Origin of the sequence: Streptomyces sp. NPDC035033 (assembly GCF_040636735.1) — a bacterium.
In the GTDB taxonomy this organism is placed as follows: domain Bacteria; phylum Actinomycetota; class Actinomycetes; order Streptomycetales; family Streptomycetaceae; genus Streptomyces.
The window spans coordinates 1-12,745 of sequence record NZ_JBEZUZ010000027.1 but is presented as its reverse complement, the minus strand read 5'-3'; the positions used below and the strand labels follow the sequence as shown (position 1 = coordinate 12,745).

Genomic DNA, 12,745 nt, shown 5'->3' with positions numbered 1-12,745 from the left:
TACGAGAGAATCGGACCGTTCCTGGATCAACCTACGCGGAGGAACCGTGTCCGGATTCGTAGAAAAGCCCGAGCCCGTCGAGGTTCCGGGCCTGACCCACCTGCACACGGGCAAGGTGCGCGACCTGTACCGGAACGAGGCCGGTGAGCTCGTGATGGTGGCGAGCGACCGCATGTCCGCGTACGACTGGGTCCTGCCCACCGAGATCCCGGACAAGGGGCGCGTCCTCACCCAGCTCTCCCTGTGGTGGTTCGACCAGCTCTCCGACCTGGTCCCCCACCACGTGCTCTCCACCGAGCTGCCGGCCGGGGCGCCCGCCGACTGGGCCGGCCGCACCCTGATCTGCAGGTCGCTGGAGATGGTCCCGGTCGAGTGCGTCGCCCGCGGCTACCTCACCGGCTCCGGCCTGGCCGAGTACGAGCAGTCCCGCACGGTCTGCGGCCTCGCGCTCCCCGAGGGCCTGACCGACGGCTCCGAGCTGCCCGCGCCGATCTTCACCCCGGCGACCAAGGCCGCCGTCGGCGACCACGACGAGAACGTGTCGTACGAGGAGGTCGCCCGCCAGGTCGGCGCCGAGACCGCCGCCCTGCTGCGCCAGACCACCCTCGCCGTCTACGGCCGGGCCCGGGACATCGCCCGCGAGCGCGGGATCATCCTCGCCGACACCAAGTTCGAGTTCGGCTTCGCGGACGGGACCCTGGTCCTCGCCGACGAGGTGCTGACCCCGGACTCCTCCCGCTTCTGGCCGGCCGACCAGTGGCAGCCGGGCCGCGCCCAGCCCTCGTACGACAAGCAGTTCGTGCGGGACTGGCTGACCTCCCCGGCCTCCGGCTGGGACCGCAGGAGCGAGCAGCCGCCGCCGGCCCTCCCGCAGGAGGTCGTGGACGCCACCCGCGCCAAGTACCTGGAGGCGTACGAGCTGCTGACCGGCAGGTCCTGGTCCGACAGCTTCTAGCCGACGGACGCCGTACGGTCCCGCCCGGGGGCCGTACGGCGCACGGCCCCCGGGACGGGGCCGGACACTCCGCACACTCCGCACACGACGAAGGCCCCGGTTCCTGAGAACCGGGGCCTTCACACTGAGCGGACGACGAGATTCGAACTCGCGACCCTCACCTTGGCAAGGTGATGCTCTACCAACTGAGCCACGTCCGCCTGCGCCGTAGCGCGCTGCTAACTATACCCAACCTTTGGACCGCGCGAGACGCACGGCCGCGTGACGGTTCTCCGCACCGAGCTTCGCGGCGGCGGAGGAGAGGTAGTTCCGGACCGTCCCGGGGGAGAGCGCGGCCCGCCGGGCGATCTCCGCGACGGGGGCGCCGTCGGCGGCGAGTTCGAGGACCTCGGCCTCGCGGGCGGTCAGCGGGGAGTCCCCGGCGGCGATCGCGTCGGCCGCCAACTCCGGGTCCACGTAACGGTTTCCGGCGTGCACGGTACGGATCAGCTCGGCCAGCCGCTGGGCGCTGACGGTCTTCGGGGCGAAGCCGCGGACGCCCGCCGCGAGGGCCCGCTTGAGGTGGCCGGGGCGGCCGTGGCTGGTCACGATCATCGTGCGGCAGTCCGGGAGTTCGTCCCGGATGGATGTGGCGACCGTCACACCGTCCGCCCCCGGCATCTGGAGGTCGAGGACGGCGACGTCGGGCCGGTGGACGCGGGCCATGGCGAGCGCCTCGGGCCCGGTCGCGGCCTCGGCGACGACGACCAGGTCGTCCTCCAGGGCGAGCAGGGCGGCGAGCGCGCCGCGGATCAGGTGCTCGTCGTCGGCGAGCAGGACGCGTACGGGGTCGGTCACGCGACCGTCTCCTTCTCCTGTCGGGCGCCGGTTCCTCCCGGCGCGGGCAGCGGGACCCGGGCGGTGACGCGGAAGGAGTGCGGGCCCTCGAACCCGGCCTCCAGGGTGCCGTCCACCGCGCCGAGCCGCTCGCGCAGCCCGGCGAGGCCGGAGCCGGTCCGGCCGGGGGCGGCGGCCCCGTCCCGTACCGCCCCGTCGTTCTCCACGGTCAGCACGGCCTCGCCGGCCTCCGCGCGCAGGGTGATTGCGCAGCGCCGGGGGTCGCCGTGCCGCAGCACGTTGGTGGTGGTCTCGCGGACGACCCAGCCGAGCGCGGACTGCACCCCGGCGGGCAGGTCGAGGGCGGGGGCGTCGACGGCGCAGTCGATGCCGGCGGCGCCGAGGACGCCCCGGGCGCCCTCCAGCTCGACCCGCAGGTCGGCCTCCCGGTAGCCGCGGACGACCTCCCGGACCTCGCGCTGGGACTCCTGGGCGATCCGCTGGACCTCGACCATCTGGTCCACGCCCTCGGGGCGGCCGCGCCGGACGAGCTGGACGGCCAGTTCGCTCTTGAGCGCGATCACCGAGAGGTTGCGGCCCATGACGTCGTGCAGGTCGCGGCCGAACCGGAGCCGTTCCTCGGCGACGGCGAGCCGGGCCTTGAGGTCGCGGGAGCGCTCCAGCTCCTGGACGACGCCGAGCAGCCAGGAGGAGAAGCCGCAGGCGCCGGCGCACGCGCCGCCGCCGACGAGGACGGCGACGACGGTGGCGAGTCCTTCGAGGAGGCCGTGGCCGAGCACGACGACGGGCAGCGCGGTGACGAGGGCGACGCCGGCGGCCGCGTACAGCATCTGCCGGACGCCGTCGACGCAGAGGGAGAGGATGCCGACGGTGAAGACGGCGGTGCCGACGACCACGCTCGCGTTCACGCCGCCGTCGGGCAGCGCGCCGGTCGTCCACAGCACGACCACGACCAGGTTGCCGGTCGCGGTCGCGGCGACGACGCCGGCCGCGAGCCGGACGGGCCGGGAGCGGACGCCCGTGGTGTGGTCGAGGCCGCGGGAGGCCAGCACCGCGCAGAGCACCGAGTGGGCGAGGACCCACAGGCAGAGGCCGAGGGCTCCGGCGGTGCCGAGCGGGCTCCCGGCGGAGCGGCTCAGCGGGATGCCGCCGAAGGTGAACAGCTCGATCGGCGCGAAGAGGTGGAAGGTCCACCGGGTGTACAGCTCGACCTTCCCGGCGACGCTGCGCCGTGACCACCATCCCGTCATCGCGGACATCCGTCCCCTCTCCCCCTTCGGTCGTCCTAGCGGCGGGGCTCCCAGCGGAACCAGCGGCGGACCGCCCACCCGGTCAGAACGCCCCAGGCCACTGTATTGAGCGCGGCGGTGAGCAGGCTGCCCGCGTGGGCGGTGCCGAGCCAGCCGGCCCGGACGAACTCCATGACGCCGCTGAGCGGGAGCAGCTGGGCGAGGTCGGCGGCGAGGCCGGGCAGGGCGTCGCGGGGGACGAAGAGTCCGGAGCCGAAGGAGGAGACGAGGAAGAGCGGCAGGGTGGTGAGGCCGGCGCTCTCGACGGTGCGGGTGATGGTGGTGGTGACGGCGGCGAGCCCGGCGAGCAGCGCGATCGCGGCGGCGAGGCCGAGGACCAGCAGGTCGGGGCGGGCGGGGGCGGCGGCGTCGAGCAGGGTGAAGCCGCCGACGGTGAGGACCGCGCACTGCAGGAGGGCGATGGCGGTGGCGGGCAGGGCGGCGCCGGCGAGGATCTCGGCGTCGGTGGCCTCGCCGGTGCGCAGCCGCTTGAGGACGAGCTCCTCGCGGCGGGCGGTGAGGCTGGAGGTGAGGCTCATGTAGACGACGAGCAGCAGGACCATGCCGGTGCCGCCGATGAGGGTGGCGGCGGAGAGGGAGATGCCGAGGGTGGCCTCGTCGACCCCCTTGAGGGAGGACCGCAGCAGGAAGATCATCAGCAGCGGCATGAGGGCCGCGATGAAGAGGTTGTTGCGGTTGCGGCCGAGGAGGGTGAGTTCGGCCCGGCCGAGGGCGGCGAGCCGGGTGAGGGTGGTGGACGGGCGGCCGGCGCCGGTCGTGTGCGTGCTCATCGGGTCGCGGTCTCCTTCGGGCCGGCGGGGGCGTCCTCCGTGCGGGAGGCGATGTCGAGGAAGGCCTCTTCGAGGGAGGCGGAGCGGGCGTCGAGGCCGTCGAGGCGGACGCCGTGGTCGCGGGCCCAGCCGAGGAGTTCGGTGAGGTCGTCCTGGAGGGCGTGGGTGCGGATCTCGACGCGGTCGCCGTCGGCGGCGGCCTTCAGGCCGAGCGGCAGCCGGGCGGCGGGCGTGCCGGCGGGCAGCGTGAAGCGGATCCGGGCGGGCTGGGCGGCGGTGACCTCGGCGGGGGTGCCGGAGAGGACGATCCGGCCCCGGTGCATGATCGCCAGCCGGTCGGCGAGGGTCTCGGCCTCCTCCAGGTAGTGGGTGGTGAGGAGGACGGTGGTGCCCTCGTCGCGCAGGGCGCGGACGAGCTCCCAGGTGTCGCGGCGGCCCTCGGCGTCGAGGCCGGTGGTGGGCTCGTCGAGGAAGAGGACCTCGGGGCGGCCGAGGAGGGCGAGCGCGAGGTCGAGGCGGCGGCGTTCGCCGCCGGACAGCTGCTTGATCCGCACCTTCTCGCGGCCGGCGAGGCCGACGGCGGCGAGGGCCTCGCCCGCGGGCCGGGCGCCGCTGGTGCAGCCGGCCCACATGCGCACGGTCTCGGCCACGGTGAGGTCGGAGGGGAAACCGCCCTCCTGGAGCATCACCCCGATGCGGGGGCGGACGGCGGCGCGCTCGCGGTACGGGTCGTGGCCGAGGACGCGGGCGGTGCCGCCGGACGGGGCGGCCAGGCCCTCCAGGAGTTCGACGGTGGAGGTCTTGCCGGCGCCGTTGGTGCCGAGGAGGGCGAAGACCTCGCCCCGGCCGACGGAGAGGGAGATGCCGCGCACCGCCTCGAACCCGCCGCCGTAGCTGCGGCTCAGGTCGGTCGCCTCGATGGCCGGGGTCAGGGCTTCAGCTGTCATGGCTCCAGCCTCCCGTCCGCGGGCAGCGGGGGGCAGTGCGCGCTGTCATCACCGGGACTGACAAATGTCATGGCGCCGGTCGCGAGGTGCGGGAAAGGGCCGGGGAAACGCCGAAGGCCCCGGTTCCTGAGAACCGGGGCCTTCACCCTGAGCGGACGACGAGATTCGAACTCGCGACCCTCACCTTGGCAAGGTGATGCTCTACCAACTGAGCCACGTCCGCATTGCTCCCGACCGGCTTTCACCGGGCGGTGCGAGCACCACTCTACCTGATCCACCGGAGTGGTCGGTAACCGTGATGCAGAGCGGGTGACAGGGATCGCACACTGCGCCTTCCCCCTGGAAGGGGGATGTTCTGCTACTGAACTACACCCGCACGCTGCGTGGGACTCGGCTTTTCGGCCTCGCCCCTCGGCGTGATCCAGACTCTAGCCGATCACCGGGGGTGGAACGCAAATCCGGTCCGCGGGGCGGCTCAGCTCGCGGCGCGGAAGGCCTCGTAGACCCGCTTGGGGATGCGGCCCCGGGCCGGCACGTCCATCTTGTGGGACTGGGCCCAGGCGCGGACCGCCGCCGGGTCGGGGGCGAGGGCGGTGTGCTTGTACGCGGTGGTGGTTCCGGTCACACCGGACGCAGCCTTCCCGGTCAGCTTCCGTCCGGCCGCGAGGTAGGGCTCGAGCGCCTTGCGGAGTTTCTTTGCATTGGCAGCATTCAGGTCGATCTCGTACATCTTCCCGTCGAGACCGAACGCGACCGTTTCCGCCGCTTCTCCGCCGTCGATGTCATCGGAGAGGGTGACCACCACTCGCTGCGCCACGGATATCGGTCCTTTCCTGTGGCCCGCCGCCGTGAGCGAGGCCGGGGTACGGCTCTGACGTGCGGTGATACCGGGCCTCTGGCTGCCCAGGGACAATACTGCTTTCCTCTGTATTCCTTTGTACAGCGATGGGCGTCGCATTGTGAAGCCCCGTCAATTGTCTCCGCGTGTCCCCGGGCAATGGGCGCCGCAATATTTCACTCGCATTTCACGGGAGGAGGGGTGTGGGAGGTTTGAAGTGGATCATCGTTGGGAAACGGCTTCCGGCCTGGGCATTTGTAGGATCCTTCAGATCTCTACCCGCGTAGAATTTGGAGGCAGGTACGCTGAGGGAACCGCCCACGCAACACACCACCGGGAGTGCCAGTGGCACGCGTCGTAGTCGACGTCATGCTCAAGCCGGAGATCCTCGACCCGCAGGGACAGGCGGTGCAGCGCGCACTGCCCCGCCTCGGGTTCGACGGGATCGCCGACGTCCGTCAGGGGAAGCGCTTCGAGCTGGAGGTGGAGGGACCGGTCGACGACGCCGCCCTCGCCCGCATCCATGAGATGGCCGAAACCTTCCTCGCCAACACCGTGATCGAAGACTTCGTCGTGAAGGTCGAGTCGTGACCGCACGCATCGGCGTCGTCACGTTCCCCGGAACCCTCGACGACCAGGACGCGCTGCGCGCCGCCCGTCTCGCGGGCGCCGAGCCGGTGTCGCTGTGGCACCGCGACAAGGACCTCAAGCAGGTCGACGCCGTGGTCCTCGCCGGCGGCTTCTCCTACGGCGACTACCTGCGGGCCGGCGCCATCTCCCGCTTCTCGCCGGTGATGGAGACGATCATCGAGCAGGCGAAGGCCGGCATGCCGGTCCTCGGCATCTGCAACGGCTTCCAGATCCTCACCGAGGCCCACCTGCTGCCGGGCGCCATGCTCCGCAACAACCACCTCCACTTCATCTGCCGCGACCAGAAGCTGCGGGTGGAGAACGCGGAGACCGCCTGGACCTCGGACTACACCGAGGGCCAGGAGATCGAGGTCCCGCTCAAGAACATGGACGGCCGGTACGTCGCCGACGAGCGCGTGCTCGACGAGCTGGAGGCCGAGGGGCGGGTGGCCTTCCGCTACCTGGACGTGAACCCCAACGGCTCCCTGCGCGACATCGCGGGCATCACCAACGCCGCGGGCAACGTGGTCGGCCTCATGCCGCACCCCGAGCACGCCGTCGAGCCGCTGATCGGCACCGGCAGGACGGACGGCCTCGGTTTCTTCACCTCGATCCTCAAGAAGCTGGTCAACGCCTGATGAGCCTCGACGCCGGAACGGCCGAGGGAGCGACTGAGCGCCCCGGCCGTCGACACCCGCACCACCCCGCGCGAAGGAGCGACCGAGCGTGACCCTCGACACCGTCAAGCACGCGAGCGAGACGCCGGACAGCGAGCAGCCCTGGAAGGAGCTCGGCCTCAAGGAGGACGAGTACGCGCGCATCCGCGAGATCCTCGGCCGCCGTCCCACCGGCGCCGAGCTCGCCATGTACTCCGTCATGTGGTCCGAGCACTGCTCCTACAAGAGCAGCAAGGTCCACCTGAAGCAGTTCGGCGAGAAGGCCCCGCAGAACGACGCCATGCTCGTCGGCATCGGCGAGAACGCGGGCGTCGTCGACGTCGGCCAGGGGTACGCGGTCACCTTCAAGGTCGAGTCGCACAACCACCCCTCGTACATCGAGCCCTACCAGGGCGCGGCCACCGGCGTCGGCGGCATCGTCCGCGACATCCTCGCCATGGGCGCCCGCCCGGTCGCGGTCGTCGACCCGCTCCGCTTCGGCGCGGCCGACCACCCCGACACCAAGCGCGTGCTGCCCGGTGTCGTCGCCGGCATCGGCGGCTACGGCAACTGTCTGGGCCTGCCGAACATCGGCGGCGAGGTCGTCTTCGACTCCTGCTACCAGGGCAACCCGCTGGTCAACGCCGGCTGCATCGGCGTCATGAAGCACGAGGACATCCACCTCGCCAAGGCCTCCGGCCCCGGCAACAAGGTCATCCTCTACGGCGCCCGCACCGGCGGCGACGGCATCGGCGGCGTCTCGGTCCTCGCGTCCGAGACCTTCGACGACACCAAGCCCACCAAGCGCCCCGCCGTCCAGGTCGGCGACCCCTTCCAGGAGAAGCTCCTCATCGAGTGCACCCTGGAGATCTTCAAGGAGAAGCTGGTCGCGGGCATCCAGGACCTCGGCGGCGCCGGGCTCTCCTGCGCCACCTCCGAGCTGGCCTCCGCCGGTTCCGGCGGCATGCGCGTGGACCTCGACAAGGTGCACCTGCGCGACGCGACGCTCTCGCCCGAGGAGATCCTCATGAGCGAGTCGCAGGAGCGCATGTGCGCGATCGTCGAGCCGCAGCACGTCGACCGCTTCCTGGAGATCTGCGAGAAGTGGGACGTCATCGCCGTCGTCATCGGTGAGGTCACCGAGGGCGAGCGCCTGGAGATCTTCTGGCACGGCGAGCAGATCGTCGACGTCCCGCCGCGCACGGTCGCCCACGAGGGCCCGGTCTACCACCGGCCGTACGCCCGCCCCGAGTGGCAGGACGCCCTCCAGGCCGACGACGCCGGCAAGCTGCCCCGGCCGAAGGGCGGCGCCGAGCTCAAGGACCAGGTCCTGAAGCTCGTCTCCTCCCCGAACCAGGCGTCGAAGTCCTGGATCACGGACCAGTACGACCGGTTCGTGCAGGGCAACACGGTCCTGGCGCAGCCCGAGGACGCGGGCATGGTCCGCATCGACGAGGAGACCAACCTCGGCGTGGCCATGGCGACCGACGGCAACGGCCGGTACGCCAAGCTCGACCCGTACACCGGCGCGCAGCTCGCCCTCGCGGAGGCGTACCGCAACGTCGCCGCCTCCGGCGCCAAGCCGCTCGCCGTCTCGGACTGCCTGAACTTCGGCTCGCCCGAGGACCCGGCCGTCATGTGGCAGTTCGCCGAGGCCACCCGCGGTCTCGCGGACGGCTGCCTCCAGCTCGGCACCCCGGTCACCGGCGGCAACGTGTCGCTGTACAACCAGACCGGTGAGGTCGCCATCCACCCGACGCCCGTCGTGGCCGTCCTCGGTGTGATCGACGACGTCACCCGCCGCACCCCGATCGCCTTCGCGGAAGAGGGCCAGCTCCTCTACCTGCTCGGCGACACCAAGGAGGAGTTCGGCGGTTCGGCCTGGTCCGAGGTGATCCACCAGCACCTCGGCGGCCTGCCGCCGGCCGTGGACCTCGACCGGGAGAAGCTGCTCGGCGAGATCCTGATCTCGGCCTCCCGCGACGGCATGATCGACGCGGCGCACGACCTGTCCGACGGCGGTCTCGTGCAGGCGGTCGTCGAGTCCTGCCTGCGCGGCGGGAACGGCGCGCGCCTGGTCGTCCCGGAGGGCCTGGACGCCTTCACGTTCCTCTTCTCGGAGTCGGCCGGCCGCGCGGTCGTCGCCGTCCCGCGCAGCGAGGAGCTCCGCTTCACCGACATGTGCGGCGCCCGCGGCCTGCCGGCGACCCGCATCGGCGTCGTCGACGGCGACGCGGTCGACGTCCAGGGCGAGTTCACGCTCTCCCTGGAGGAGCTGCGCACCGCGCACGAGGCGACGATCCCGGGCCTGCTGGCCTGACGTTTCACGTGAAACGGCCCCCGGTCCCGTGAAGACGGGCCGGGGGCCGTCCGCCGTTCACTCCGCGGGACCCCAGAAGGCGTCGGCCTCGGTGATGTCCGCGACGCACTCGTCGACGTCGGTGATCTTGCCGCCGACCGTCGTGAAGAAGAGGCCGCCGTCCATCTCGATGCCCCGGTCGCCCTTGTCGGCGTGCCAGGTGTGGACGGACATGACGTGGCCCCGGCCGTCCGGGTAGACGCCCTTGAGCTCCACGCGGAAGGTGCCGTCGGTCAGCTCCATGAGCCTCCCGAAGTGGGCCAGGATGTTGTCCCGTCCCTTGAAGTGCCCGGACATCTGGCTCTCGCCGGGCGAGTGGTGCGTGCAGTCGCCGGTCATCAGGGAGGCGAGCGTCTCCATGTCGCCGGAGGTGAACGCCTCGTACCCGCGGCGCACCAGAGCCGCGTCGGGGTGCTCGTGATGGGTCATGGCCCCGGCACCGCCTTTCGTGAGGAGTTGTCCCCTTCCTCAAGTCTCGGCGCTAGCCTCTGCCCATGCCACCTGCCAGGAAGCGCGCCCGCAGCTACGACCCCGCCAAGATCCGGACCGCCGTGCTCGCCCAGTTCGGGCACGTCACGGACGCCGTGCTCGCGCTGCCGCCGGACGCCCTCGACCGGCCGACCCGGCTGGGCGACTGGACCGTGCGGGAACTGGCCGCGCACCTGACGATGGTCCTCGGCTCGCTCTCCCGGAAGCTCACCGAGCCCGAACCGGCCCGGCGCGAACTCGCCCTCGTCGACTGGCCGCTCGCCACCGCCCGGGGCGCCGCCGGCATCGACGAGGACACCCGGGCGATCGCCACGGACGACCTGCCCGGCCTCTACGGGCGGACCCGGGCGCTCTTCGAGGAGCGGCTCGCGGACGCGTCCGGCGACCGGCTCGTGCCGACCCGGTTCGGCGCCATGGTCCTGGCCGACTTCCTCGTCACCCGCACCGTCGAACTGGTCGTCCACACCGACGACCTCGCCGCGGCGACCGGTGTGGAGATCCCGTACGACCGGCAGGCCCTGGCCGCCTGCACCCGGCTGCTCGCCGACGCTCTCGCCGCGAAGGCCCCGGGCGGCGCGGTGGAGGTGCGGATCCCGCCGTACGCGGTGGTGCAGTGCGTGGAGGGGCCCCGGCACACCCGGGGCACCCCGCCGAACGTCGTCGAGACGGACCCGCTGACCTGGATCCGCCTGGCCACCGGGCGCACCGACTGGGCGGCCGAGCGCGACGCGGCCCGGATCGCCGCCAGTGGCGAGCGGGCCGATCTGACGGGGCTGCTCCCCCTGATGGGCTGAGACCGGGAACCCGCCGGGGGCCGGGCGCGTCCCACCGGCATGCCGAAGCCGCGCAGCACCACCCTCGCCGCCGCCACCGTCGCCCTGCTCGCCGCGCTCACCGCCTGTGGACAGGGCGGGGACGGCCCCGGCGGAGCGGGCGACCCCGACCTCCCGCTGACCGGCACCCACTGGACGGTCGGCGCGGTCACCGTCGACGGCGCCCGCTCGGCGGCCCCCGACGGCGCCCGGGTCGACTTCACCGACGCGGGCCGCGCCCGGGGCAGCACCGGCTGCAACCACTTCGGCGCGGGCTACGCCGTGTCCGGAGCGACCGTCACCGTCACCCAGGAGGAGATCACCGAGCGGGGCTGCCCGGCCGACGCGCAGCGCTTCGAGACCGCCTTCCTCGCCGCCTTCACCGGCCCCTTGGAGGGCACCCTGAAGGACGGCGCGCTGACCCTCGCCTCCGCGGACGGCACGCGGAAGGTCGAGCTGGCCGCCGAACCGTCCGCCCCGCTGCGCGGCACCGCCTGGAAGGTCGACGGCCTGGTCTCCGGTGACACCGCCGCCTCCCTCCCGGCCGGGAGCGGGGACAAGGCCCGCCTCGTCCTCGGGGCCGACGGCCGGATCACCGGCAACCTCGGCTGCAACGGTTTCTCCGCCACGGCGAGGATCGACGAGAAGGCCCGCACCCTCACCGTCGAGGGTCCGGCCGCCACCACCCGCATGATGTGCACGAGCCCGCAGATGGCCCTGGAGACCACGCTGTACGAGCTCCTCGACGGCCCCCTCTCCTACCGGATCGACCACCGGACGCTGACCCTCACCGACGGCGCCGGCGCGGGCCTGACCGCACGGGCCGACCGGGCTCAGTAGCGCAGCAGCCCCGCGTCGACGCGCTCCCAGGCCGCCCGCAGCCCGGCGAGCCGCGCCGGCTCGACGGCCGCCCGGTCGGCCTGCTCGCGGGCGTCCTCGGCGAGGTGGAAGAGCTGGTCCCGCCCGGACTTGCCGCGGTAGTACTTCCAGTCGCCGCGGCGCAGCGCCCGCTCGCCGCGCACCCGCCAGAACAGGTCGCGCTCCGGCACCTCCTCGCCGCGCAGCAGGTGTCCGGCGAGGCTGGTGCCGTCGAGCGGGTGGGCGGGGTGGGGGCGGGCCCCGGCGACGTCGAGGAGGGTCGCCGTCCAGTCGGGGGTGAAGACGGGCAGGTCGCTGACCTGGCCGCCGTCGATCCGGGCCGGCCAGCGCAGGATCGTGGGGACGCGGATGCCGCCCTCCTGGAGGGAGCCCTTGTTGCCGGCGAGCGGCCAGTTGTAGGAGAAGCGCTCGCCGCCGTTGTCGCTGGCGAAGAGGACCAGGGTGTCCCGCTCCCGGCCGGAGCGCCGCAGCGCCGCCAGGACCTCGCCGACCGAGCGGTCGAGGTCCTCGACCATCTCCTTGTACTTCTCGACCGAGCCGCCGTCCTGGTGCCAGAGCGCGGAGCGGTCGCCGGCCTTGATCCGGCGGACGATCTCGGCGCTCGCCTCCTCGTCGCCGTCGGCGATCCACGGCCAGTGCGGGGTGGTGAAGTTGAGGTTGAGCAGCCAGGGCTTCTCGTGGTCGCGGGAGACGTACTCGCTCGCCCGCTCGGTCAGGATCCGCGTGTAGTAGCGGAGGTCTTTGTACGTGGCGTCGCCCTCGTAGAGGTCGTACTCGCCGCCGAGGCCGAGCTTGGAGTAGTACTCCAGGGCGCCGCCGAAGTTGCCGAAGAACTCGTCCCAGCCCGACTTGGTGGGGGAGTAGTCGGGAAGGTAGCCGCAGTGCCACTTGCCGATGAGGGCGGTGGCGTAGCCGGAGTCGCGGAGCAGCGAGGCGAGCGTGGGGTGGGTGGGGTCCAGGCCGGCGGACCTGTCGGCTATCGGCTCGGCGAGCCCGCCCTTCGTACGGCCCGGGTAGCGGCCGGTGTAGAGGCTGAAGCGGGTGGGGGAGCAGGTCGCGGAGCCGGAGTACGCGTCGGTGAAGCGGACGCCGCCGCGGGCGAGCCGGTCGAGGTGCGGGGTGTGGATGTGCGGGGAGCCGTACGAGGAGAGGTCGGCCCAGCCGAGGTCGTCGCCCAGGATGACGAGGAGGTTCGGCCGGCGGGAGTGGCGGCGCGGGTGCGCGGCGCGGAAGGGGCGCTCGGCGGGGGCGGCCCCGGCGGAC

At 72.6% G+C, this 12,745-nt stretch carries 13 protein-coding genes and 3 tRNA genes; 6 read left to right on the top strand and 10 right to left on the bottom strand.

The genetic code is table 11. From position 1 onward, the window contains the following. Positions 1-46 precede the first annotated feature (46 nt). The gene (locus AB0E83_RS13975) at positions 47-955 is read left to right on the top strand and encodes a phosphoribosylaminoimidazolesuccinocarboxamide synthase (protein ID WP_362109996.1); all 909 of its coding nucleotides are present in this window, start codon (positions 47-49) and stop codon (positions 953-955) included. 127 nt (positions 956-1,082) lie between these two features. Here AB0E83_RS13975 and AB0E83_RS13970 read toward each other — a convergent pair. From AB0E83_RS13970 to AB0E83_RS13935, 8 genes are all read right to left on the bottom strand, one after another. Continuing rightward, positions 1,083-1,155: transfer RNA gene (locus AB0E83_RS13970), tRNA-Gly, on the bottom strand. A gap of 22 nt (positions 1,156-1,177) precedes the next feature. Beyond that, positions 1,178-1,792, bottom strand: a complete 615-nt coding sequence (locus AB0E83_RS13965) for a response regulator transcription factor (RefSeq protein ID WP_362109994.1) — start codon at positions 1,790-1,792, stop codon at positions 1,178-1,180. Further along, a complete protein-coding gene (locus tag AB0E83_RS13960; RefSeq protein ID WP_362109992.1) occupies positions 1,789-3,051 on the bottom strand; it encodes a histidine kinase in 1,263 nt (420 codons plus the stop codon). Before AB0E83_RS13960 ends, AB0E83_RS13965 begins: the two co-directional genes overlap by 4 nt. A gap of 26 nt (positions 3,052-3,077) precedes the next feature. Then, the gene (locus tag AB0E83_RS13955; RefSeq protein WP_362109990.1) at positions 3,078-3,872 is read right to left on the bottom strand and encodes an ABC transporter permease; all 795 of its coding nucleotides are present in this window, start codon (positions 3,870-3,872) and stop codon (positions 3,078-3,080) included. Further along, a complete protein-coding gene (locus AB0E83_RS13950) occupies positions 3,869-4,819 on the bottom strand; it encodes an ABC transporter ATP-binding protein (RefSeq protein ID WP_362109988.1) in 951 nt (316 codons plus the stop codon). Before AB0E83_RS13950 ends, AB0E83_RS13955 begins: the two co-directional genes overlap by 4 nt. Positions 4,820-4,969: 150 nt before the next feature. Further along, positions 4,970-5,042, bottom strand: a tRNA-Gly gene (locus tag AB0E83_RS13945). A gap of 81 nt (positions 5,043-5,123) precedes the next feature. Then, a tRNA-Gly gene (locus AB0E83_RS13940) sits at positions 5,124-5,195 on the bottom strand. 99 nt (positions 5,196-5,294) lie between these two features. Then, positions 5,295-5,636: an Lsr2 family protein gene (locus AB0E83_RS13935; protein WP_362109986.1), complete on the bottom strand. Its 342-nt coding sequence runs from the start codon at positions 5,634-5,636 to the stop codon at positions 5,295-5,297. A gap of 366 nt (positions 5,637-6,002) precedes the next feature. Between AB0E83_RS13935 and purS the strand changes: the two genes are divergently transcribed. From purS to purL, 3 genes are all read left to right on the top strand, one after another. Continuing rightward, entirely contained in the window at positions 6,003-6,248 is a 246-nt protein-coding gene (gene purS, locus AB0E83_RS13930; protein WP_215092426.1) for a phosphoribosylformylglycinamidine synthase subunit PurS, read from the top strand. Next, the gene (gene purQ, locus AB0E83_RS13925) at positions 6,245-6,925 is read left to right on the top strand and encodes a phosphoribosylformylglycinamidine synthase subunit PurQ (protein ID WP_362109983.1); all 681 of its coding nucleotides are present in this window, start codon (positions 6,245-6,247) and stop codon (positions 6,923-6,925) included. The genes purS and purQ overlap by 4 nt, the downstream gene beginning before the upstream one ends. An 88-nt stretch (positions 6,926-7,013) precedes the next feature. Further along, a complete protein-coding gene (purL, locus tag AB0E83_RS13920) occupies positions 7,014-9,263 on the top strand; it encodes a phosphoribosylformylglycinamidine synthase subunit PurL (protein WP_362109981.1) in 2,250 nt (749 codons plus the stop codon). 57 nt (positions 9,264-9,320) lie between these two features. Here the strand turns inward: purL and AB0E83_RS13915 are convergent, their stop codons facing one another. Further along, positions 9,321-9,731: a nuclear transport factor 2 family protein gene (locus AB0E83_RS13915; RefSeq protein WP_362109979.1), complete on the bottom strand. Its 411-nt coding sequence runs from the start codon at positions 9,729-9,731 to the stop codon at positions 9,321-9,323. Positions 9,732-9,796: 65 nt separating this feature from the next. Here AB0E83_RS13915 and AB0E83_RS13910 point away from each other — a divergent pair, with 65 nt between their 5' ends. Both AB0E83_RS13910 and AB0E83_RS13905 read left to right on the top strand, forming a co-directional pair. Then, positions 9,797-10,585 carry a sterol carrier family protein gene (locus AB0E83_RS13910; RefSeq protein ID WP_362109977.1) on the top strand — a complete coding sequence of 263 codons (789 nt, stop codon included), beginning with the start codon at positions 9,797-9,799 and terminating at the stop codon, positions 10,583-10,585. A 39-nt stretch (positions 10,586-10,624) separates the two neighbouring features. Then, positions 10,625-11,443, top strand: a complete 819-nt coding sequence (locus tag AB0E83_RS13905) for an META domain-containing protein (protein WP_362109975.1) — start codon at positions 10,625-10,627, stop codon at positions 11,441-11,443. Here the strand turns inward: AB0E83_RS13905 and AB0E83_RS13900 are convergent. Further along, on the bottom strand, positions 11,437-12,745 hold a 1,309-nt coding region (locus tag AB0E83_RS13900; protein ID WP_362109973.1), incomplete at its 5' end, for a sulfatase-like hydrolase/transferase. The two genes, AB0E83_RS13905 and AB0E83_RS13900, sit on opposite strands and share 7 nt — an antisense overlap.